This is a genomic window from Domibacillus sp. A3M-37 (assembly GCF_024213455.1).
Classification (GTDB): domain Bacteria; phylum Bacillota; class Bacilli; order Bacillales; family Domibacillaceae; genus Domibacillus; species Domibacillus tundrae.
This window is the reverse complement of sequence record NZ_JANAVL010000022.1, coordinates 14,985-38,791: the sequence shown is the minus strand read 5'-3', so window position 1 is coordinate 38,791 and position 23,807 is coordinate 14,985. Positions and strand designations below refer to the sequence as shown.

Annotated in this window: 19 protein-coding genes and 1 pseudogene; 8 read left to right on the top strand and 12 right to left on the bottom strand. The window is 38.7% G+C overall.

Translation table 11 applies throughout. The features are described 5' to 3' along the window. On the top strand, positions 1 to 444 hold a 444-nt coding region (locus NLX67_RS19830; protein WP_254313160.1), incomplete at its 5' end, for a glycosyltransferase family protein. A 583-nt stretch (positions 445 to 1,027) separates the two neighbouring features. Here NLX67_RS19830 and NLX67_RS19825 read toward each other — a convergent pair. Then, on the bottom strand, positions 1,028 to 1,789 hold the full coding sequence (locus NLX67_RS19825; protein ID WP_254313158.1) for an SDR family oxidoreductase: 762 nt from the start codon (positions 1,787 to 1,789) through the stop codon (positions 1,028 to 1,030). 163 nt (positions 1,790 to 1,952) lie between these two features. Between NLX67_RS19825 and NLX67_RS19820 the strand changes: the two are divergent. Continuing rightward, positions 1,953 to 2,716, top strand: a pseudogene (locus NLX67_RS19820) (tyrosine-type recombinase/integrase). Positions 2,717 to 2,897: 181 nt separating this feature from the next. Here NLX67_RS19820 and NLX67_RS19815 read toward each other — a convergent pair. The 3 genes from NLX67_RS19815 to NLX67_RS19805 form a co-directional block, all read right to left on the bottom strand. After that, positions 2,898 to 3,641, bottom strand: a complete 744-nt coding sequence (locus tag NLX67_RS19815) for an amidohydrolase family protein (protein WP_254313157.1) — start codon at positions 3,639 to 3,641, stop codon at positions 2,898 to 2,900. A 228-nt stretch (positions 3,642 to 3,869) separates the two neighbouring features. Beyond that, complete coding sequence (locus NLX67_RS19810) at positions 3,870 to 4,307, bottom strand: VOC family protein (RefSeq protein ID WP_254313155.1); 438 nt, start codon at positions 4,305 to 4,307, stop codon at positions 3,870 to 3,872. A 266-nt stretch (positions 4,308 to 4,573) separates the two neighbouring features. After that, complete coding sequence (locus NLX67_RS19805; protein WP_254313153.1) at positions 4,574 to 4,987, bottom strand: VOC family protein; 414 nt, start codon at positions 4,985 to 4,987, stop codon at positions 4,574 to 4,576. Positions 4,988 to 5,318: 331 nt separating this feature from the next. Here NLX67_RS19805 and NLX67_RS19800 point away from each other — a divergent pair, with 331 nt between their 5' ends. Beyond that, positions 5,319 to 6,530, top strand: coding sequence for a macrolide family glycosyltransferase (locus tag NLX67_RS19800; RefSeq protein WP_254313152.1), 1,212 nt, complete (start codon positions 5,319 to 5,321; stop codon positions 6,528 to 6,530). A 439-nt stretch (positions 6,531 to 6,969) separates the two neighbouring features. Here NLX67_RS19800 and NLX67_RS19795 read toward each other — a convergent pair whose 3' ends face one another. The 5 genes from NLX67_RS19795 to NLX67_RS19775 all read right to left on the bottom strand — a co-directional run bounded on the left by NLX67_RS19795 (position 6,970) and on the right by NLX67_RS19775 (position 12,153). Then, entirely contained in the window at positions 6,970 to 8,406 is a 1,437-nt protein-coding gene (locus NLX67_RS19795) for a DHA2 family efflux MFS transporter permease subunit (protein WP_254313151.1), read from the bottom strand. A 39-nt stretch (positions 8,407 to 8,445) separates the two neighbouring features. Then, entirely contained in the window at positions 8,446 to 9,186 is a 741-nt protein-coding gene (gene nfsA / locus NLX67_RS19790; RefSeq protein WP_254313150.1) for an oxygen-insensitive NADPH nitroreductase, read from the bottom strand. A 26-nt stretch (positions 9,187 to 9,212) separates the two neighbouring features. Beyond that, positions 9,213 to 10,547 (bottom strand): NtaA/DmoA family FMN-dependent monooxygenase, encoded by a 1,335-nt coding sequence (locus NLX67_RS19785; RefSeq protein WP_254313148.1) that lies wholly within the window; start codon positions 10,545 to 10,547, stop codon positions 9,213 to 9,215. A 507-nt stretch (positions 10,548 to 11,054) separates the two neighbouring features. Next, the gene (locus NLX67_RS19780; RefSeq protein ID WP_254313146.1) at positions 11,055 to 11,480 is read right to left on the bottom strand and encodes a MarR family winged helix-turn-helix transcriptional regulator; all 426 of its coding nucleotides are present in this window, start codon (positions 11,478 to 11,480) and stop codon (positions 11,055 to 11,057) included. 313 nt (positions 11,481 to 11,793) lie between these two features. Further along, positions 11,794 to 12,153: a winged helix-turn-helix transcriptional regulator gene (locus NLX67_RS19775; RefSeq protein WP_254313145.1), complete on the bottom strand. Its 360-nt coding sequence runs from the start codon at positions 12,151 to 12,153 to the stop codon at positions 11,794 to 11,796. 225 nt (positions 12,154 to 12,378) lie between these two features. On the opposite strand from NLX67_RS19775, the gene NLX67_RS19770 reads away from it, so the two are divergent. From NLX67_RS19770 to NLX67_RS19760, 3 genes are all read left to right on the top strand, one after another. Then, positions 12,379 to 13,125 (top strand): NADPH-dependent F420 reductase, encoded by a 747-nt coding sequence (locus NLX67_RS19770; RefSeq protein ID WP_254313143.1) that lies wholly within the window; start codon positions 12,379 to 12,381, stop codon positions 13,123 to 13,125. A gap of 487 nt (positions 13,126 to 13,612) precedes the next feature. Then, positions 13,613 to 13,939, top strand: coding sequence for a hypothetical protein (locus NLX67_RS19765; protein WP_254313142.1), 327 nt, complete (start codon positions 13,613 to 13,615; stop codon positions 13,937 to 13,939). A 22-nt stretch (positions 13,940 to 13,961) separates the two neighbouring features. Further along, positions 13,962 to 14,546 (top strand): recombinase family protein, encoded by a 585-nt coding sequence (locus tag NLX67_RS19760; protein ID WP_254313141.1) that lies wholly within the window; start codon positions 13,962 to 13,964, stop codon positions 14,544 to 14,546. 600 nt (positions 14,547 to 15,146) lie between these two features. Here NLX67_RS19760 and NLX67_RS19755 read toward each other — a convergent pair. Continuing rightward, complete coding sequence (locus tag NLX67_RS19755; protein ID WP_254313139.1) at positions 15,147 to 15,890, bottom strand: GTPase family protein; 744 nt, start codon at positions 15,888 to 15,890, stop codon at positions 15,147 to 15,149. Then, entirely contained in the window at positions 15,884 to 16,846 is a 963-nt protein-coding gene (locus tag NLX67_RS19750; protein ID WP_254313138.1) for a GTPase family protein, read from the bottom strand. The genes NLX67_RS19755 and NLX67_RS19750 overlap by 7 nt, the downstream gene beginning before the upstream one ends. Before the next feature lie 503 nt (positions 16,847 to 17,349). Here NLX67_RS19750 and NLX67_RS19745 point away from each other — a divergent pair. Together NLX67_RS19745 and NLX67_RS19740 are read left to right on the top strand one after the other, a co-directional pair. Continuing rightward, the gene (locus tag NLX67_RS19745) at positions 17,350 to 19,563 is read left to right on the top strand and encodes a dynamin family protein (RefSeq protein WP_254313137.1); all 2,214 of its coding nucleotides are present in this window, start codon (positions 17,350 to 17,352) and stop codon (positions 19,561 to 19,563) included. Next, positions 19,541 to 20,683, top strand: coding sequence for a dynamin family protein (locus NLX67_RS19740; RefSeq protein ID WP_254313135.1), 1,143 nt, complete (start codon positions 19,541 to 19,543; stop codon positions 20,681 to 20,683). The genes NLX67_RS19745 and NLX67_RS19740 overlap by 23 nt, the downstream gene beginning before the upstream one ends. Positions 20,684 to 21,178: 495 nt before the next feature. Here NLX67_RS19740 and NLX67_RS19735 read toward each other — a convergent pair whose 3' ends face one another. After that, positions 21,179 to 23,794, bottom strand: coding sequence for a DEAD/DEAH box helicase (locus NLX67_RS19735; RefSeq protein WP_254313134.1), 2,616 nt, complete (start codon positions 23,792 to 23,794; stop codon positions 21,179 to 21,181). Between the last annotated feature and the right edge of the window lie 13 nt (positions 23,795 to 23,807).

Sequence of the window (23,807 nt, the reverse complement as noted above, 5' to 3'; positions counted from 1 at the left end):
ACCAGAATGTCTAAAGGATTCCTATCTAGAGTGAATTTGTTATTATCGAGCGGGTTATTTATCGGTGGCGGGACATCCGGGTTATTTGACCGTATGTCTTTGGGGATTCTAACATCTGTTGCAGCCATATCCATTCCAATGCTAATCAAGTATGGTTTGATTTCAGTTGGGATTTTCTGGTGCTACAGAAAAGATTTCGTGGCCATTAATGGATTCAATGAGGAATTGCTTATGGCCGAAGACGCTGATTTTGCCCATCGGCTGATGATGTGGGGGCTGGTAAATCGAAAGCTTTTCGGCATCATCCCTTTTGGCATGCTCACATCAAGCAGAAAGTTTGATAAATTCGGGGATTGGGTTATGGTCACAAACCCTCGCTATATATGGTCTTATCTGAAGGGAACGGACAAGAAGCGGGCGGAAGAATTGTATTATGATTATTAAGCAGGAAAGGGCTGGCGGATATTCCCCAGCCCTAAATAATAGGTCCTATAAAAAAAAGGAGCAACCAGTAAAAACTGGTTAACTCTATAATACGAACGCATCCTTTAGTTAAGAGTAGGCAGCGATTTTTGATAATCCAGACGAATAATTTAAATCTCCAGATATTTTTTGAAAGTCGCAAAGTTCTCTTACTGCACAAGGGGGAATACATAAGAAGCGTCTCCGTAGGACAAGTGTTTATCCTTTTCATCCATCCACCCAACACTCCTGATCCAAATGTGCAATATAAAAAGTTTTCGCTCCCAATGCGAGTTGGCAAATTTGAAGTAAATCTTCCACTTGGTTCATGAACCGGTTATAATATTTGAGCTCCTGGTAAGAAATGTACATTGCGTCTCTCCTTAAAGGCCCATGATCGGCAGATGTACTATTTCCTATCTCTTGTTCAACTAACCTGCTCGTTTGTTCAATAAGAAAAGGAGGTGCCGCAGCTACCCCCATTCTTCATTTCAAGCCCCGTTTATTCAAGTACATTTTTTATAATCTTTAAGAAAGCCTTAATAACCTTTCATATAAAACATACTCAATCTACCTTATTACTTAAATATTTCTCAAATGTGATTTTTCCTGTTCTTTGAATGGAATTGGTATTTTTTCCATCGAGGAAAGATCTATATAATTTTCCTGGTAAGGAGATGCTTACAATTTTATTTGTTTCATTATTTACTTTGATTTTCAGTTCAGCCATTTCTCTTAATGTCATTATATCTGGACCGCCAAAATCATTCGTTCTTCCTTGTGGACCTTTATCCACTAGACCTATTAAATGATTGGCAAATTCACTTACATCGACACTTTGACATTTAATGTTTCCAGGAACAATATATCTTTTAAAGAAAGGTTTTGATAGAAATAAATTTTCAACAAAGTGATGGAATTGAGTTGCACGTGCAATTGTATAAGGGATAGAACTATTCTCTAATAAACCTTCTGCTTCATATTTTAGCTTATAATAATTGAATGGTATTTCATCTATACCAACAATTGATGGATAAATAAAATGTTTTATGTGTGGAATCTTTCTTAAAAATTCCTCAAAACCTGAAACCTCAACGTTTTTTGAATTTTTAATCGGACTTGTTGCTGCATGAATAATTACATCTACGTCCTTTACTGCTTCTTCTATACCTTCACAAGACAATAAATCGCTATAAACCCACTCGAAATCTCCTATTTCTTCAGGTTTTCTTCTCGAAGTTATTTTAACTTTATAACCAGAATCCTTAAGTTGATTTAGCAAAGCTGAACCCAGTTGTCCGGTTGCACCTGTAACTAATATCCTCAATTACAACACCCCTGTTTTTTGGATTATCGTTGTATTCTAATATTCAGATGTTGGGATCTTTATTCAGTTAATCTGCTCCGATAGTTGAATAGTCTCTTCCGTTTCAATTTCTATAGTCAAGTCTATAATTCCTTTAAAAGAAATTTTAAGGGGGAGATGTATTTTGTTATTATCACAAGCATGGGAAACGTATGAATCGGATAAGCGAATAGAAGGATTCTCGCCACAAACATTAAAAGCATATCAACTTCAAGCTACCTTGCTTATTCGTTATTTGGGAGATATAGAAATCAATTCACTTACAACAGAACAATTAAAAGAATATTTATCTGAATCGAGCAAAACGTTAAAACCCTCATCATTAGCTCACCGTGTTCGTTCAATAAAATCGCTTCTTCGCTGGTCATATGAGGAAGGACATATCAGTATAAACCCTGCAGCTAAGATTAAAGAGCCAAAGGCAGGGAAACGAATTCCAAAGTTTTTAACAGAAAGGGAGATTGAACATCTTCGTGAAGTCTGTTATACACCTTTGGAAAAAAGTCTATTTGAGTTCATGTTTTCGACAGGATGTAGGATTGGGGAGGTAGTAACACTTGATAAGAATAACATAAATTGGTCTAATCATTCTGCCATAGTTAGGGGTAAAGGTGACAAGGAAAGAGAAGTTTATTTTAATATTCGATGCGATATTTGGCTTAAACGATATATAGAAAGTCGGAACGATAATGATGAAGCGATCCTCATCGAATGAGCAAAGCACAAATGAGATATATCATTAAACGTATATCCAAACGAGCAGGTATTGACAAAGAAATCTATCCCCATCAACTGAGACACAGCTATGCAACTCATTTGTTAAATAATGGCGCCCCCATTGAAGTAATACAAAATTTAATGGGACATGAGAAAAGTGAAACAACTTGAATATATGCTGATTTAAGTGTTCAACTTAGGAAGGAATTTTATCAGAAGTATTTCTAAAAAATGAATAAGAGCAACGAGGTTCAAATAACCATCGTTGCTCCATTAGACTCTTGCCCCCTATAGTTTAAGTGTACACACTCAAAAATTTTAGTATTTCATTCTTAATCTAATAGGAACCGAATTACTTGAAATACCATTTTAAAGCATTTGTATACAAGATTTTATCAGCAGCTTTTTCATCAAATAGCTGCTGAATCAATTCAATATCTCCATATTCAAAAGGTCTTTTCGCTCTTGTTGATGGCAAATCTGTGCCAAACATAAGTGCATCAGGATTTGTTTTATATATGGATTTTAAAGCGTTTTTAACACTTAGTTCCACACGCCCAAAGCCTGTTGCTTTTACGTGTATACCTTTATCAACTAATTTTAATAAATGCGTTAGTCCTTCTTCAGACAATCCTAAATGGTCAATTGAAATAGCAGGTAATTTTTCAATGGTCGATGCAATTTCAGGCAACTCTTTTGCATCAATATAAAGTTCACTATGCCACCCAGCCAAATCATAAACTCTTCTTGCAAAGTAATCGAGCTTTGATAAATCTTCGGAACCGCCTCGTTTGATATTAAACCGTAATGCTCTTACCCCATTGTGATGTAAGCTTACAATTTCATCATCCGTCACATTAAAGGGCAATTGCGTAACGCCGCAAAATGCTGGACCCATTTGTTTAAGTGCCTTCAATAAGTATTCTTGGTCAAATACTTGAAAAGACCCAGACACAATCGCTCCACCTAACACATTCAAATCAGCAGTTTCATTTTGATAATCTGATACCACATAGCTCGGTGGTGTATATCCCTGGTTTTCGATAATCGGAAAATCAAAATCAATAATATGGAAATGCGCATCAAAAATTCCCATTATAATCCCCCTTTCTTTCCTTTAACTTATCAAATACCGGACATAAGGGAAATTATGAATTATTGATAAAAACTCATAACTATATCTTATTTAGTTAAACTGCTTCTTTAGTTGAGGTAGAAAAAAGACCGACTGGAATAGCAGCCGGTTCTTAAACTCTTGCCCCCGATAGTTTAAGAAGAAATCTTTAAAATTTGAAATCTAAATTATTTAAAGTCCATTCAATATTTATCTGAGTTTCTCCGCCAACTCTAAAATAATACCCTCTGGACCACGAACGTAGCATAACTTATAACTTTCTTCATATTGCTGTATCTCACTAAAGATTTCTGTACCCCTCTTTTTCAATTTTGTAACAACAGCTTCAATATCTTCAACAGCAAAGCAAATATGTCGGATACCCAGCGTATTTGCAAAAGGTTGCTGAATATCTTTTTCATCTGATGGCGTATAAAATTTGACTAGCTCTATCCATGTCTGACCATCTGGCATCCCCAATCCTACACATGCCGTTTTAACATCATTAAGCCCAACTATTCTATCCAACTGTTCACCATCCAATTCCCATTCCGCTTGCACTTCAAGTCCTAAATCAAGAAAAAACGCTTTAGCCTCTGAAAGATCATTTACGTTTATACTCACATGATCTATTCCATTGATCTTCATATCTGATACCTCCTATGTTCCTGTTATTTTCAATACCTGTATTCGTGTAAATTTTGTTTGAAATTCTAACTCGCTTAAAACAGGAAATATCCTTCTTCAACAAACCTGCTCCGTTAGCTGAATAAGAAAAGGCTGCCGATATGACAGACGAGATATTAAACAAAAGCCCCCGTTAGCCATCCATGCCGCACTTCGCAGCACCACAGATGATGAAATATTTATTATTCTTTCATGGGAGCTTAATAAGAGATTTAGCTTTCTATTTCTTACTCCTTCGGCATCTTGCTCATATCCATATACAACACATTCCACCGATGACCATCTAAATCAGTAAAACCGCACCCGTACATCCATCCTTGTATCTCTGAAGGCTCTCCATATATTGTACCGCCAGCCTCTACTGCATTCTTTGCCACTACATCTACTTCTTCTCTGCTGTCGGCATCAACGGATAGCAATACTTCCGTAGCTTGCTTTGTATCAACAATTACATGTCTAGTAAAGTTTTCGAAAGTAGACTCTGGAAAAAGCATGACAGCAGCATTATTATCCCCGATGATTAATTGCGCTTGATCGCTATTGCCATGTTGCTCATTAACAGAAAATCCAACTTTGCTATAAAACTCTTTTGATTTATTGATGTTTTTTACCGGCAAGTTAATCCAAAATTGTTTTGGCATCGTTATTTCTCCTTTTTTAATTTAATTCTACTCGCCCATATATTCTTCAGTAAGATATAAAACACCTTCTTCCACTAATCTGCCTTGTTAGTTCAATAAGACGCATTACAAAAATCCCCTTGTGATTGTACTCAAATCGCAAAAACGCCCCAGATTTTAAAAATCCGGGGCGTTCTCAATACAACATAATACATTGATATGCTCCCCTTTAAGTAGACAGTTGTAAGAAAGCAACGCTACTATCTACTTGGAGGGGAGCATATCATCTATTTATGTTGTATCCGATGGTATAATGACATGAACTATTTATATTATAAAAGGAGGAATTAAGATGGGAAAAGTTTTATTCCTTAATTATCCTGGAGAAGGTCACGTCAATCCTACCATTGCATTAGTGGAAGAACTACTAAAAAAGGGTGAAGAGGTTGTCTATTACTGTATAGAGGAATATAGAAATAAAATTGAGAAAACGGGAGCTACATTTCGTCCTTATAAAAATTTCACACGCAATGCAGATCTAGTGAAAAAAATGGCAAAAAGAATGGACCCTCTTGAAATGCTATTATATATGGTACGCTCTGCGGATACAGTCATAGAAGGTGTTCTAGAGGACATAGGGGCTGAAAAATACGACTACGTTATTTATGATAATAATTTCGCCGCAGGATGGATGATTGCTGATATATTGAATATACCCAAAATATCCTCTTGTACAACGTTTGCTATTGATGAAGAGGTCTTTTCAAACGTTATGAAAAGTCGAGGAGAAATTAATAAGACATCTCCAACATATCAAGAACTTGAAGAGATATTAAAAAAATGGAGCCGAAAATATGGTATAACAATCAAAGATAATCATAAGCTGATGTCTTGCCCTGGCGATATTACTCTTGTATATACCTCAAGATCATATCAACCTCGTGCTGAAAAGTTTGATAACTCTTTTATTTTTGTTGGTCCTTCTATTGCGCCGCGAAAAGATGTAGAAACTCTTTCATTAAAAAGTATTCCTGGTAATAAGCTTGTCTTTATTTCAATGGGAACAATATTTAACCAGCAACCTGAGTTATATACTACCTGCTTTGAAGCATTCCAAGAAATACAGGCTACAGTTATACTATCAGTAGGAAAACAGACGGACGTTAGCCAATTTAAAGATATTCCATCTAATTTCATTATACGTAATTATGTACCTCAGTTAGAAATACTAGAACAAGCAGATGTTTTTATTACTCATGGTGGAATGAATAGTACAAGTGAAGGACTTTATTTTGGAGTTCCTCTTGTTGTTATGCCTGTTGTGGGCGATCAGCTAATAGTGGCTAATCGGATTGAAGAATTAGGAGCTGGTCTACAACTTAATCGTCAAGAATTAGATGCTAGTACCTTACGAAATACAACAGAACAAGTGCTATCGAACTCTTCATTTAGAGAAAAAAGCTTGGAAATTGGCAAATCCTTAAGAGATTCTGGAGGATACAAAAAGGCAGTAGAAGCCATTTTAAAATTTAAAAAGGATGCTAAAATAGAGGGTCTTATTTAATTTTATCAGATTTTTAACCCTAACATTTAAATCAGTCTAAAAAGAAAAATTAATGAAGATAGAAAAGAAGTCTCAATGGGAGACTTCTTTTAACTACTGTCTATATTAAACATTAGGTAACCAAAAATAGCATTTATGTTGCATTCGTAAACGAGTTTTATGGTTCACTTTTTCAACTAACGCCCCCTTTAGTTTAAGTGCATTTCTTCATAAACTTGTCTTTTGCTATTTCTTTTATTACAGGAATGCCGCCCTTTAGCTAAACAAAAAAAGAGCATTGATCCTTCTTGGATCAATGCCCCTGTTTGTTTAAGGTAATTCTTCACAATGAGTAATCCGGATGACACCAGCTCATAAAACTCCAACCGACATCCAATTTTTCTTCCATTTAGTGTGAATGTTCCTAATAGATACCGACAAGGGATTCGCTGACAAAACATTAATGTGGCGAATGCACCGCTTCGCGGCTGACTACGACGCGGCGGATGAAGAACGCTATGACCAAGCCAACCAGTGCTATGATCATCGTGAACAGGAACACGTTTTGTGATCCAGCCGTCATCGCGTTTGCAATTTCAGCCTGTTTGGCCGGAGCGGAGGAGCCGTGCAAGTATTTCTCCATACTGCCCATAAGGATACTGATGGCGACCGCTGTTCCAATCGCGCCCACGACCTGCTGCAGTGTGTTCATGACTGCCGTGCCGTGCGGGTATAGCTCCGGCGGCAATTGATTGAGCCCGTTCGTTTGAGCAGGCATCCATATCATGCCTACCCCAACCATGAGCCCGATATGCAAAGCCACGATAAAGGCCACTGAAGAAGCAGGAGATAGGGTAGTAAAGAACCATAACATGACTGCAACGATCACGAGGCCGGGAATAACGAGCCATTTCGGCCCATATTTATCGAACAAGCTCCCCATACGTGGGGAGAGGATACCGTTCAGCGCGCTGCCTGGCAAAAGCATGAGTCCCGCAGTGAACACAGACAATCCTGCACCCGTCTGCAGAAACATCGGCAGGATAATCATGCTCGACATAATGATCAACATACACGACAGTACCAGAAGCAGTCCAACGACGTACATTGGGTACTTGAAAACGCTCAGATTCAACATCGGCTCGCTCATAGAGTTCTGCCGCAGTATGAACAGCACCAGCGCGACGAGCCCAACAATGATTGAAGTGACCACAACTGCGCTGCCCCATCCTTCAGATCCTTCGCCTGCTTTACTGAAGCCGAAGACAACCCCTCCAAAGCCGATCGTTGACAATGCGACAGACAGCAGATCGATCCGGGGCTTCGTGACATCGGTGACATTTTCCAAATACTTCAGTCCTACCAACAACCCAATAACCAGGAACGGCAGCGATAACCAGAAGATATAATGCCATGTTAAATACTCTATTAATAGACCGCCGATGGTCGGGCCGGTTGCTGGCGCAAACATGATCACAAGTCCAACGAAGCCCATCGCCGCCCCCCGCTTTTCCGGCGGGTATATAACAAGAATCGTATTGAACATGAGCGGCAGCAATAACCCCATGCCTGCCGCCTGTAAAACTCGGGCGAACATCAGCATTTCAAAATTGAACGCGAGCGCCGCAATGAGTGTACCTAGAATTAAGCTTGTGAGCGAACCGGTGAACAGCTGTCTCGTTGTAAACCTCTGCAGCAGCAGCCCGCTCATTGGCATTAAAATGCCAAGAGTCAGCAGGAAACCGGTTGTTAACCACTGTGCGGTTGCGGCTGAAATTTGGAACACATCCATTAAATTAGTCATTGCTATGTTTAGAGCGGTTTCGCTAAACATGCCGACAAAACCGCAGATAAGCAGCGATGCCAAGATGGCACGCGTATTGTATTGCTTCTTCATTTCTATATCTCCTTATAAATCAAATTAAGTAATAACCGTTTATTTTTTAGCAAATCCTTGTTTGTTTAAATACTCAAGCATGAAGGGCAGTATGCTTCTTTCAAGGTGATCCTCAATATGATCTGTCCATCCCTTTACTTTCTTCACTGTGAAAGGCGCTCTAACAGGACGATCTTGGTAATATTCACGCATCTGTTGGTCATAAACTGCTAATTTATCTTCATCGAGTGGCTGGTACTGATTATCAAACATAACCATTGATTGAGGCAAACGTGGTTTTAGTCCAGGTTTCTCTCCAGCAGGATGGCCTATGCATAGACCAGCTAAAGGAACCACATACTTTGGCAAATGTAATACCTCAGTTAATTCTGTAATATTCAATCTTACTCCACCGATATATACACCACCGAGTCCCATTGATTCAGCTGCAGTTAACGCATTTTGAGCCATTAGCCCAGCATCGAATGAACCGATTAAAAGAAATTCAATATAGTCAAGGTCAACATCTGGGGCAATTTGATGATTGCGGTTAAAATCTGCACAAAAAATCCAGAACTCTGCTGCTTCTTCAATATAAGGCTGATTAGCAGAGAGCTGCATCGCTTTTTTTCGAAGATCCGGATCTGTAATTCTAATGATGGAAACAGCCTGTAGAAGGCTGAAAGATGAAGTTTGATTAGCTGCCTTAAAGATTGCCGCCCGTTGTTCCTCTGTCAGTGGTTGATCTGTAAAAGAACGAATAGATGTATGATTATGAAGCAATTCAAGGGTATTATTCATTTGAACCCTCTCCTCTATTAATTATTTTAATATTTAGCACTTCCATATTGGTAAGGAACTCCCATATTCTCGCGCAGTGTTTTTCCTTCATATTCTCTGTGGAACAAACCGCGGTCCTGCAAAATGGGGACAACCAGGTCCACAAAATCAGCCACTCCATCATAGGCTATATCTGGAACAACCGAGAAGCCGTCACATGCACCGGCCAAAAACCATTCTTCCAAGAAGTCAGCAACTTGTACGGGAGTTCCTGCTACTACTGGATGATAGTTAATGACCCCATGGGCAAGAACATCTCGAACGGACAGCCCTTGTTTCAGCAGCTTTAAAGCTCTGGAGGAACGTGGATCCATTGGGTTGGCATATGCCTTTTTCAATATGTCAGCTGATAAAGGCTGATCAATATCTATCGAGTGCACCGATAGTGGTAAACCAACCATGGATCCAAGGTATCTTACCCTGCTTGGAATCTCATCAGGATTAAAACTCATCAACTGTCTTCGCCGTTCCAAACCTTCTTCTTCCGTTGAGCCCAGGGAAAACATAAAACCTGCATACATCTTGATATCATCGGGATTTCGCCCAAAACGAGCTGCACTTTGTCGAAGCGCTTGCCTATGTTCACGAGCAGATTCTATATCATAAGGATTTGCATAGACACCAGATGCGTACATACCCGCCAATTCCAATCCTTCATTTCCTCCACCTGCTTGAAATATAACTGGCTGACCTTGTTCAGAAGGGGGGATTGGCAACGGACCACGAGATGAATAATACTGTCCTCCGAGATTTATAGGCTGAATTTTGTTCATGTCGGCAAATTTTCCACCTTCTACATCTAACGTCCAAGCGTCTGATTCCCAACTCCCCCACAATGCTTGAACAATTTGTATGGATTCATGAGCCATGTCATATCGTTCTTTGCGACTGGCGATCTGTGCACCAAAATTTGCTGCCGCTAATGGCTCGGATGTGGTGACCGCATTCCAACCTACACGTCCATGACTTATCAAATCCAGTGCTTTAAACTGACGTGCTAGGTTATATGGATAATTGAATGTCGTTGAAAGGGTAGCAACAAGCCCAATATGTTTCGTTTCTCTGGCTACAGCCATTAGTGCTAACATAGGGTCCATAGGAAACATAGGAGTCTGAGGACCTAAGTCGACGGTTAATGCCGGAGTATCCGCGATGAAGATCATTTGAAATTTTCCTTTTTCAGCTAATTTAGCCCGCTCCACATAACTATCCGTATTTGTGTAGGCGGCTGGGTCGGTGCCAGGCATTCTCCAAGCGCTGAATTCAGCTCCGTACCCAGAAACCATTTGTAGTGCTAGCTGCATCTCTTTTCTTTTTTCCATGTATCTCTTCTCCTTTATTTTAAACAGGCTCCAAGTAGGCAAAAGAGCCGCAGTAAATTATTTCTAATTGCATTTCAGTAGATCTGAAAAACACAAAAAATGTTTAGCTTACTAACTATTCTGTTGGTGATCACCCAGCAAGGACAATTTTCCTTATGATTTTCTTATCAAGTTGTCGCGTGTAATACTCATATCCCTTGGGATTAAGTACGTATTCGTTGTAAAAGGCTAGTGCAATTTCTCGTTAAAATCCTGGGTTCCCGCTTTCGAAATAACAGGGCTTCCTTGCTGAGAACGGCTATTATTCAATGTGCGTCTTTAGAAAAATATTCTCCTCTGAAATGAAGCAAATGCGTTTTAGCCATACTGCTATCATTGTTTCGGCTGGACACATCGCTTTCATTGGTTCCCATAACCCTTTTCTCAATAAATAAACAACATAGAAGTATTTAATGTTTACGGTACTAAATAATTATTTAGCCTGCTAATTATAAACGTAGAGAAAACTTAAAATAAGTTTTTCTCCATTCGCTTCATTAATTGCCTTAATAGTAAGAGATCCTCCGGTGAAAATGAATGCAGTAATTTTTCCTGCTGCTGCTTCCATTTGAAATCAACCGGCTTCTCTAATTCTTTGCCTGTGTCTGTTAGAAAAATCCGCATAACCCTTGCATCTTGTTCATCACGTTTACGGTATATGAACCCATTTTGCTCCAGCGATTTAACCATATTTGTTACCGTAGGCGGTTCGCATTTTAAATGTTCACATAGCTGCATTTGTGTTATTCCATCACCTAACCACAAACGAGCGAGTAGTTTATCCTGGCCTACATGAAGATTAAGTTCTCTTAGACTTTCGCTATAATCTCGACGCATTTGGGATGAAACTTTATCTAACGACTCACGAATATCGCATCCAACTTTATCGTTCATAGATAAACCTCCACTAGTCAAAACATATTTAGCAGGCTAAATATATCATGGTGAAATTTAGCTGTCAACTTATATTAAGAAACTTAATACATTACTTTGGGATGAATTCATCTAGATGAAATTTTATCTATAATTATTTTGGCTTATTTTATCTTCATCATCTCCAACGCCTCTTCCACTATCTGCCCGTTAACGCAATAAGAAAAGGCTGCCCACATCGACAGCCATTGATCTTCTACTCTTGCCCCCGTTAATTTAAGTACAATACTTCACAGTATCGACTCAATTAATAAAAAAATATCATTTTGTTATTTCACTCAGGTTTCTCTCCAAATTTTTTGCCAAAATTCTCCATCATATCAATTATTGGGATAAATTCACGCCCTTTAGTTGTTAATGAATATTCAACACGTGGAGGTACCTCGGGAAAAACCTCTCGTTTAATTAATCCATCTGTTTCTAATTCTCTCAACTGTTTTGTGAGAGAGCCTTGTGAAATATCCCATAAAAAAGCTTTGATTTCACTATACCGACGCTCTTTGGACTTTAAAAACCAAAGAATGAGATATTTCCAACGTCCGGAGAGTATGTTTTGGGTATAGGCAATGCCATATACTTCTCTCTGTTCCTTTATACACTCTTTGTCAAATCCATCCTTACATATTCTAGACACCTTTTCACCTGCTTCCTACTGTTAAGTACAAAAAAATGTACTATGTCAATTTTAATTGCCTACTTCAAAAAGATGAGAAATGATTTTATTCTAGTATATGTAACAGAAATACTCAATACGTTTTTAATATCTAGTGAATATATGTATGCGGTTTGGTAAACATATGATTGTGCAACTTTAAGCAGTTTAATTCTTTGATAGACAAATTCTTTAGGAGGAATAATAATGAGATTTGGAATTATAGGTGCAGGAACAATAGGGACAATTATTTCTAAAAAATTAGTGGAAAATGGACATGATGTCAAAATTGCAGATGCTCGAGGAATTGAACGTTTAGAAGGAAAAGAGCTTGCTGGAACTTCTGTGAGTGTAGAGGATGCAATTAAAAATATTGAAGTTCTTATAATATCTCTCCCTATAAAAGCACTGCCGAGCATTCGGAACATTATCAATCAAGTCGGGGAGGAAGTAATCATTGTAGATACTTCAAATTATTATCCTTATAGGGACGACAAAATTGAAGAAATCGAGAACGGGATGGTTGAAAGCGTTTGGGTTTCAAATCAATTAGGCAGACCTATCATTAAAGCTTTCAACAATTTATTAGCCCATACTTTAGAAAATGAAGGAACCTCCGAAGGTACTAGTGGACGAATTGCCATAACCATTGCTGGTGATGACGTAGCACAAAAACAAGTAATCATGGACGTAGCAAACGAGCTAGGCTTCGACACAGTAGATAGTGGTTCTTTAAGGGATTCTTGGAGACAACAGCCAGGAACTCCTGCTTACTGCACAGAGCTAACAAAAGATGAACTAACGAAAGCATTGAAAAAAGCAAATAAAGAGAAAGCACCATTACTACGGGATAAGGTGTTGGAAAGGATCACAGAAATCCTTGCAGGAAAAAAGGAAGTTGAATTTTCAGATAAGGATATTGTGAATTTAAACAGAGAAATATACAATTCATAAAAACAAAAGGTGCACTCAGTTAGAGCGCACCTTTTTATATATCCATATATCCCGATAAAGTTGTGAAGAAATATGTTTGCCTCTTTCCTTTTTGCCGTCAAACAATTCGTAATATTATTGACAGTTCTGAGAGCTTACAAAAAGTCTTTAAAGTCCGAACTCAAATTTTCTCAAAAACTGAAATTTAAGTATGGTTGTGTTTTAAATCCCTTTTCAACTAACCTGCCCGTTACTTTAAGTATGCCTTTTCACAATCTCTTATCTACCTTAACATAAATATCCACTTTCTTTTTCTAAAAAGATAACCATAAACGAGTAATTCTTGAATTAAAAATAAAATCTATTTAACCACCGTTTTATAGACAAAATAGCCAGCCCCCTAAAATTAATGTTTTAGGGGGCTTAAAATTCTTGTTTTTGTCTATTTACTCGTCTATACTTATTTTTATATAAAACGTATGGTTGTAGACAAAAAGGAGCTGATTCTGTGGAGTACGAGACATTCAAAGCATCTTTACATCCAGGTTTGGAATTTCAAAAAGCAAAGGTTTTGAGTAAAATCCTTAAAATTGAAAATGATGGAATTCGCTACTCGATCGGGAAAAACGGAAATTCTAAAAAAGTCACATTGGAAGAATTTCAAGCAGCATTTAAAGAAATTCAGATGAATGGATGTATCACACGAAATTGGTACAACCGTACTTTCCCCATTCAAGCGAAAACAGCCAGCTGCAATTTCACAACCATCGGTGGACTTCTGCAGCATGCTTCTTATGTAAGCTACAGTACTGGAACCTATACCAAATTAAGTTAGACAGCTGAAAGGAGCTACAGCATTGGCCAGAATAATTGGATATGCACGAGTGAGTACCGATGAACAGAATTTAGACATGCAGCAGCACGCCATCGAAAAGTATACACAGGAGCAGAACATGGAACTGATCATGTACATAGAGAAAGTATCAAGCAGGAAAACGGACCGGTCAGAATTGCAGAATGCGATGAAGGCAGCAGCAAGGGGTGATCGCTTTGTGGTGTATAAATTAGACCGGCTTGCTCGGAGTACGAAAGAGTTGTACCAGTTAACAGATGAAATGAAAAATCGAGGCATTGACTTTGTCAGCATTAACGACAGCTTTGATACGACAACACCTACAGGGCGTGCCATGTTTGGGATGCTCGCTGTTTTCGCTGAATTTGAACGTGACATCATCCAGCAACGTACAAAAGCCGGTCTTGAGGCTGCCCGCAAACGAGGACGTCTTGGAGGACGTCCAGCCATCGATGAAAAAACAAAACGCCACATCGTTACACTATTTCAAGCAGGAGAAAGTGTAAATGATATAGCAAAGGAATTCAGCGTTGGGCGCAGTACCGTTTATAAAATATTAAATCAGTCTGAAAAACCCGATTCTAAATAAGACAAGCCTAACTAATTTTGATAAGGTCCTTTTGGATTAGGAAACTTTCAAGCAAATAAAAAAGGACGGATCCACATTATCCGTCCTCCTTTCAAAGCAGCAACATATCATTAGTCGTCTTCAAGTTCATTTCATTCACCGAACTTAACACATAAGTGAAAACATACTTGAAACCTTATTGGAATCTGCCACACACCTTTAGAACAGCCTCGTATGATATTAAGCTTTTATCCGGAATATACGTTGAAACATGCCTTGAAAGGATGATGAAAATCATAATTCAAACTGAAAATCAACGTGCTGAAAACCTAATTGAAAGCCTTGAATACACTTAACGCTTAAAGAAACGGCTAAGTACATAAATGAATGTCCTAGTGTTGTCCGGGAGTTGAAGTCATATATTCTACTGTACAAAGCAAAAAGGAGTAACATAAAAACGAATAGGTTATTGAACATAGAATAATAACCAGAGTTTTGTAACAGAAAAAAACAAAAAAAAGCGCCCTTTTGAGAACTGGGCGGCCATGTTCAGAAAAGGACGAGTTTTAGAACAAAAAATCCTAACATTTCTACTTTTAAGGTTGATTCATTTATTTAGACTTACTTTAACCGCCTTGAAGTAGATGGTAAATTGTCTACGATTAAATCTAATAGTTTGTAAATGTTATAATCATTTTTTGCTGAATAATAGATAGGTTTTTTAATTTCAAGCCCGGTTGCCTCGTAAACTCGATTTACCACAGACATGCTCTTTTCCTCAAGTTGTGCAACTAGTTCTGGGTGGGGAGTTTTAGATTGAGCATCCCAATACTTACCTTTCATACCCATATCACATTGATTTATGGCTATCAAGATACGATCACTTGGCATATTTGGAACAATAATTTCATTTAATAATTTGTAAGTCGTCCCCAAATCCCGGCTGCCTCCGTCTAATACAATCAGTGCTAAATCAATGAAACCAAATTGGCTGTTTTCACCATAAGGTTTGTAAAGAAGGTCAATAATTTTTTTAGAATGATTAATATCCTCAATGACACCATCACCTAATCCAGGTGTATCCCATAATCTAATCCTTTCGTCACTAAGAGAATAGGAGCTTATTTCCATTGTTTCCGGATCAACCCCTTCCCCTTCCTTAGCAACTTCCTTTTGGAATAAGGCATTCAAAGTAGTCGATTTACCGGCACCTGTTATACCTGTAACCATAATATCTATTGGGTTGTAACCAATAGCGTTTATCTTTCTTCGGATATCTTCTTCCCTGTAATCTTTATATGGAATAGCATTCTTAACACTGCTTATTAAATCTGTTGTAAAATGACTATTCCAAAAACTCACCATCCAAATAACCCTTTAATACCACCGACAATTGCACCGACAACTCCGCCTGCAATTCTTCCTACTGTTTCACCGGTTTTTCCAAAAATACGACCAATATCTCCTCCAATATCAGCACCGTCTGCCATTCCGTCCTTTATTGATTCCATAAAACTTTTCTTAATTTCATCATTATAATCTTTGATATCATCATTAGATTTCCAAGGGTTTGGATCCTTATTCACATTATCGATGTATACAGCTCTTTTTTCTTTTGGAGTGTGCTTGACAATAAAGCTAAACAGTTTTGAAATATTGTAAAACTTTTCAGCAGAGTAATAGATTGGTTCAATATCGACACCTGTCCCCTCTTTTATTCTGCGTCTAACTGAATCAACTTTCTCATCCAGAAAATTATTTAATACTGGCTCTGGCACATTGCCATGATTATCCCAGCCTTTTCCTTTCATAGCGATATCACACTGGTTTATAGCTACTAATATACGTTCCTTTTCAGGGAGGTTAGGAATGATTACTTCATTTATTAATTGATATGAAGTCCCTAAGTCTCTACTTGATCCATCAAGAATAACAAGCACTAAGTCAATTAATGCTTTTCCTTCTTTGTCTTTCTCAACCAATTTATTGATAATATTTTTACTATGTCGAATATCTGCTTCTTTGCCGTCACCCAGTCCTGGAGAGTCCCAAAGAATTAAGTTGTCAAGTTCATACTTTTGGATATCCATTGTTTCCGGATCTACTCCATATCCAACTTTAGCTACTTCCGTGTCAAAAATGGCGTTAATAGTCGAACTTTTTCCACTTCCTGTAGCACCTGTAATAAGGATATTTATCTTCTTTGTTTTTAGATTCAGCAAGTTATTAAAAAGTTTCTTTTTGGATTTTTCATCAAGACCTGAATTTTGAATATCTTCTTCAATACTTACCCAAATACTTTTTTCTTTAACAGTTGACATAGTTTAAATTCTCCTCTTCAAGGAACTTCGTTTAAAAATTTTTAAGCCGAATAAACAAATCCCTATTTTTTAAATGTAAAAAAATAAAACACATTAGTAATATAATACCATAGGAATCCCATTAAAAACCTTAAATTTTAAAGATATTATGTTTATTAATTCATAATTAAATTTGTTAGCCTTTAAGTTTTTATATTAACAATTAGCTTGAATCAGCAGCGTTCCAATAAATTTTTGTATCCTATTTACCATCCTCTTAAGCCAAATGTTATGGAAAAATTTCGAATTTTGATATAAACTTACAAGTATAAAAACCTAGTCTCAAAGAACTAAAAATTATTAATTAAAAGCCAAAAACTTTTCATTGATTTTATGTGCTGAGAGAGGTAAGCCTTCAAAGAGACTGGCAGTATAGAGAGCCGTTGGAATAAACAGATACATAAGTGGCGGACTCTCCAGTGAAACGGATAATCATAAACAAGAAAAGAGAGGGAGAGAAGAGCATGCTGGATTTAAAGTATTTCCGTGAGCAGCATTTAAAGATGGGAATGGAGGAATTTGTAAATGTTGTAGCCATGGACAGAGAGCAGATAGTTTTTTTCGAGAATAATCCAGATAAAATTACAATGGAAATTCTATTTAATCTTTCCCAAAAACTAGGGATAGAGATGACTGAATTATTTCAAAAGAAACCAGTTGGTCTTGAGGTGGACGATGTCTATCAAAACCTCAAAAGTCAAAAGAAAGAAATAGACAATTTCATCGAAACAAAAACGGAAGTAATTCGTCACCTCCCACAATCAGAACAAAGCTATTTTTCTAAATACTATAACGGTGTTCGTCTGGAAAGTGCCAAGCCTAAAGTGGCGATTTTAGGTCCCTCTGATGCAGGAAAAAGCACTATGATTAATAGTTTAATGGGACGAGAAGTTCTCCTCTCACAATGGACGCCTACAACTTCAGCTACAGTGTATCTAAAGCACATCTCCGATAAACCGGCTTGGATGGGAGTGGACGAAGTTTGGGTATTCAAAGCTGATTCTACGAGTCAGGGCTGGGAGCCGGATCGCTATGACGACAAAGAATATTGCTTTAACCATAAACTAGATGGAGGATCTATTGATATCCTTAGAGAATACACTAACCGTGAAAGCCTTAAGAAATATCCTAACGTGGATTCAGCCGTAGTATATCTAGATGCTTCCATTTTAAAAGCTTGCGATATTATTGATTTACCTGGTTTTGGAACCGACACGCAAAAAGATACTCTTCTGGCTCAACGCGCTATCGGGAAAGCTGATGCCGTCGTTTTCCTCTGTCAATCTAATGCTTTTTTCAACAAAGAAGACGATTTGATATTCATTAAAACGGTAATTCAACAGCTTGGAAGAATTGACTACATAAAAGAAGCCCCCTTACTATCAAATATTTTTGTCGTAGCATCGCAGGCGAAAGCAGTAGGAGGTAAATCTTCTCTATCAAATATTTACGAGAGAGGATACACGGGTATTGCAAATCAACTCTCTGAAGAAGTAATCAAATCTAACTTCAATTTAAGTAAGCAGGATTTTTTAACCTACTTGAAGCCTAGATTTTTTTCATATGCTACGGAAGAAGAATCACTGCGCTTAGAGTTCGAGCAGTCCCTGTTAAACCTTCTTGAGAAGGTGTTTCCTAAACAAAAGGATTTTATGTTTCAACAGGCTGTTGATCAGTTCCAAGAGCAAGTAGTTGGAATGTTTAAATCCAAAGAACAGGTCTATATCGACACTCGTGATAACCGAAAGGAAACTGAAGCCCAGTATCAACGGCTCTATGAAGGAAAAGAGTCATTTTTTAAAAGTAACCAACGGGAAAAAGAGCGGTTATCCCAAATTATAGATCTTTATATTAGAGAAGACCGTGCGAAGATAAAAAGTTGGGAAGATCAATCTGTAACGATAGATCGGGTTATCCGATTAATCGAAGAAAAAAGATACAGCCAGGAGCAAGCAAAAAAGCTACTTGCTTCCAATGTAAGTGATCTTTATTATGCTAAGCTGACAGAAGTTTTAAAGGATTCATTATCGCGGTTCAAGCCTGAAGCAGAGAAATTCTACGAGAAGCTTCAGACCAATCTTGAAGATCTTTCAAAAATAGAAAGAGGCCACTCTAAATTACCTTTTGACATCAAAGGGTCAATTGCCGGAGGGTTAGCATCTGCCGGAGTTTTGGGCGGATTAGGCGCTGCTGCAGCGACTATGGGCAATTTAGGCGGCTACATTCTGCTGGCTAAAGGAGTAAGTATCCTGTCTGCACTCGGCATTTCGGTGGGTGGTACTGCGACAGCAGCTTCTTTTGTGGCTGCAATTGGAGGACCTATTACTATCGGGATCGCCTTAGCTGCAGGGGTTTTCTTCCTCGTTAAAAAGTTATTTGGAAACTGGAAGAAAGACCTGGCTGAATTAGTTTTAAAACAGTTTCAGAAAGATAAGGTGCTTGAATCCTATCAAAGAAAAATAAACGATTTCTGGAATGGTACTCAAAAAGAACTGGACAGTGTAATTTCAACTGTTGAGAAAGATTATCTCAATCACTTGACGGAGCTTAAACAGACGCTAGATATGACAAATCCTGAAGAAATCGAAGCGAAAATATATCTATATAAAGAGTTACAAAACTTCGTAAAGGCTATCCCAAGGAGAGATCAGCAGCATGTTATCACTGGAGCAATTTAGGGACGAGAGACTTCGAATTTCTAAAGAAGAACTGGCATACAGGCTTAACATTTCAACTGATAAATTAGAATTTCTAGAGCAAAACCCGGGACTTATTGATCTCTCTTTCCTTGTTCAGCTCTCTCAACTTAGTGGTTATTCCATAGATGACATTATTCAGTTTAAGCCACAAGAGATCTTATTATTAGATGTTAAGGACTCTTACTCTAAATGGGATGAAAGGCTCTCGCAGATGAAAAAATCGTTAGAGCGGGCAACAGAGATTTTTAAAAAACCAAAAATCGCTTTCTTTGGACCTTCGGATGCAGGGAAGAGTACTCTTATTAACTCCTTATGCGGACAAAAAGTTTTAGTCTCTAGGTGGACACCTTTGACTTCCTCTGTTGTGCACCTAAAACACGTGGCAGACAAGCCAAAATGGATGGGTTCAGATGAAGTAATGGTTTTACAAGAGCCGTCGGAAGGAAGACTTGATTACGACCTTCTTCTAGATGAAGAATACTGTAAGAAACTGAAAATCGATAGTGGGAAACTTGAGATAACGAGAAATCATATCAGTCGCGACTATAAAGGGGAGATTTTGTCCAAGGCACATCATACGTTAATTTTCGTCGATGCCCCTATTTTAAAAACATGTGATTTATTAGATTCACCGGGATATGGAACAGAAGTAAAAGGAGATACCGAACACGCTAAACGATTGATTAAGTCCATGGATGCCATGGTTTATATGTGCCAATCAAACGGGTTTTTAAATAAAAAAGAAGATGTGGATTTTTTTATCAAATCGACTAAACAATTACCCAACTTAGAACATCTGTTCGTTGTTGCTAGTCAAGCCCAGTTAATTGGAGAAAAAAACGTTCCGCTTATCATGAAGCGCGCTATTTCGGCTACTATCAACATGGATTTACATCAAACATGGAATCTAGAAAAAGAGATGTTTAGAAAAAAATTTTCCAATCGGTTCTTCACATATTCACTTGAATCGGAAGTGCTTCGTTCCCGCTTTGAACGTGCTATGACCAATTTTCTTGAATTGGAATATCCCGAGCTTTTATCTAGGAAAGTGCAGCAAGAAGTCCCCTCTTCATTTTTTGCCCTCCTATCTAACTCTTAAGATTAAACTGCATTAAAGAGGAGACGAGGAGACATTGAAGAGGCATAGGAATTGTATTCTATGCCTCTTTATAATTATCCAGAATTAATAATTTAAATTCGATTTTGCTTTTACCTCACAGGATCGGAAAAATAGCATTATTCTATGTTAAAAAAGCTGGCAGTGCAACTGATTATTCGCTTGGTAACAGTGGTTTGCTTGACGACATGACAGGCATCTATATGAGTCCAAGAACTAATGATATTATTGCTGAAGCTGTAAATGAAAAACTATCCTGCAAGAGTGAAAACCAGTAAGGTTGTTACAAGAAAATAAGGGCGGCTAACAGGCCGCTCTTTTTCTATTTTCAGAATGTTAATTAAGTAATTATAACTTAAGAAAGATGCAAAAGGCATTTTACGATCCCTCACATCCTGGTATCTATCAAAATCCCTTAACAATATGAAGACATCTATAGTACTGTAAGTACATTCGTCTCTAACAGGACAAAATTTCTTATTTTTGTATTTCTTCTATTAACCGTTCCAGCACCTCCATCCCATTTCTCTTATCAAGGCCTTCGTTCCCGCGGTCGCAGCTGGAAAGGTGCGTGCAGTTCGGGCAGCCGTCCTTACAAGAGCAGGCGCTTAAAATGGCGAGTGCTTTCTGGAAGAGTTCAGCGAGCCGTTCTTGTACCAACCCTGCTATTCCAGCTCCTCCGCCAGCTGTTTCGTACAGAATAATCGTCGGACGGAAAGAGAAGTCTTTTAGGGAAACAGAAGATGTCATCGCAAAGTCTCCCTGTGCACATTTGATCAACGAAGGGATGGCGGCGGCCATCGCATGTTCAATAACATGCAAGCCCCGTTCATTCATTACATTTATTATCTGCGGCACGAATTGAATCCAAAGGCCCTCAGTGCTGTATTTAACAGGGTATTCTGTTGTTTCCTGCACATCTTCTATAACTGCACCGCCTAGTATTTTTACTTTTTTATAGCCCCATAACCGGACAGTAATATCCAGGTCGCCGTATGATACGATTACACCGCTCTGTTCGGTTGTACCTTTTTCATTTGTAACCGAGACAGTATCTTGAATGTGACTGCGGGTAATATAGTCGGCTGCAACAGGGCGGGCTTCAATGACGCCTTTTTTGTACAAGATACGGTGAACCCGATATAGCCGCTGATTATGCAAAAATACAGCATCTGTATGGTAGTCTCTCAGCCTTGAACGCTCGTCCACTCCTTCGTATAAGACATCTGCATTCATACCTGATTTGTGCACAACTTGATAAATTTTGCCGCCAGCTATTAGTGGCTCATAGGATTCCACAGGTGTTGTAATAGACCAGACGCCTCTTTTCATTTCGGTCATATACTTTTGAAAAGATGTCTCTTGGCGCGCTTTTGAAATTTTAAAAAAGGCATGCGGACTTTTCAGCTTGCCGCCGCATTCGTTTGCCGCATATATGCTATGCTCTGCGGTCATTTTGGCATTTTGGCTGTCAATCGTGACGTACTCTGGCTTCCGTTCCATAAATTCGTCTGGATGTGTCGCGTAATATTGCTCTAATGGATCTTCTTGGAACAGTTGAACAACGAGACCAGGTCCACTTCTGCCGACACGGCCTGCCTGTTGCAAAAAGCTTGCTTTGCTGCCGGCATATCCGATCATTAGGCAGACGCTTAAGTCACCAATATCAATGCCCATCTCCAAAGCAGAGGTCGCAACAAGGCCGGCAAGTTCATTGCTTTTCAGCTGATTCATAAGTCTTTCTTTTAGCGGTCCTGCTACTTGGGCATGAAATGGCGAGAATAGCTCCTCTGGAAGATCTGTATTTCTAACTGACTCCTGCAACGCCGGTCGGACTGCGCGGTTTAAATTAAAGCTTTCCGAGGCAGCTGCCCGACGATTTTTCATAAAGACAATTGATTTTGGCAAGGTCCCATATCCTTCAATCATATTCCGATACAGCTCAATCATATCGCTCACCGGCGCGCGTCTTGTTCGATCAGCTGACTGGCTATGCAACTTACCTGGGTTCCAAAGCAAGATATGCTTTTCATGAGTAGGACTGCCGTCTTGATTAATGAGTTCAAAGCCCTTTTCATGTTTCATACCGGTTATTTCTTCTGCCAACTCTTTCGGGTTGCCAATGGAAGCAGAGCAGGAAATAAATTGAAGACGATCATTGCCAAGCTCACGGCATAAAAGGCGTAGCCGCCGAATAAGCATCGCTACCTTTGAGCCAAGCACGCCGTTGTAACTGTGAAGCTCGTCTAATACGACATAGCGCAAGTTTTGAAAATATCTTCGCATCCGGTTACTGTTTTTCGGAAAATGAAAAGGACCTCTAAGCATATAGTGAAGATAATGAACATTTGTCATCCAGTATCTCGCCTGCTCATATGTGAGGCTGCGTACAGCGTCACCACTTCCACCTTCGAGTACTCCTGCATTGATAACATTTTCGCCGACATAAACAGACTGAAAGCCAAACTGATCTTTAGCAGGCCGATCGGACCACCGAGAAAGCGTCTCAAGCTGGTCCCTTGTCAGTGCTTTTAGTGGTGACAAATAAAGTGCCGTTTCATTTGAATCTTCAAGGAGCGACTCCAGTATCGGAATTGTGTAGACGAGCGATTTCCCTGACGCTGTGCCCGTAACAATAACTGTATTTTTTCCTTCTCTTATGCGGTTGATCGCTTCTGTTTGATGAATGTATAGCTTGTTTATGCCCTTTTCCATTAACTTTTCAGCCAAAATATCGGGCAGGGGCCTATCCAACTGGCCAAAAACTGCTGTTCTTTTGGGCTGCTTATATATAGCTACAGAAGCACCTGTTTTCTCAGCCGTTTTCATAAAAAGATCTGTCACTTGGTCAAGCGGAAAGGCTGACGCACTCCACAAGTCGATCCGCCTGTCTTTTATTTTCTCATTTTCTGGTTTTGTCACGTAACCAGCTATAATAGGCATTATACATTCCTGACAGTAGATTCCATCCTCAAGATTAGTCTGATCTTCCTTCCACACTTCAGGATGAAGTCCATTCGTTGCCTGTAAAATGCTGCGCGTAAAGACCTGGCCACGAAGATGCCTGCTGACGTGTACAAAATGCTGGGCCAAGTGATTCCTTTCT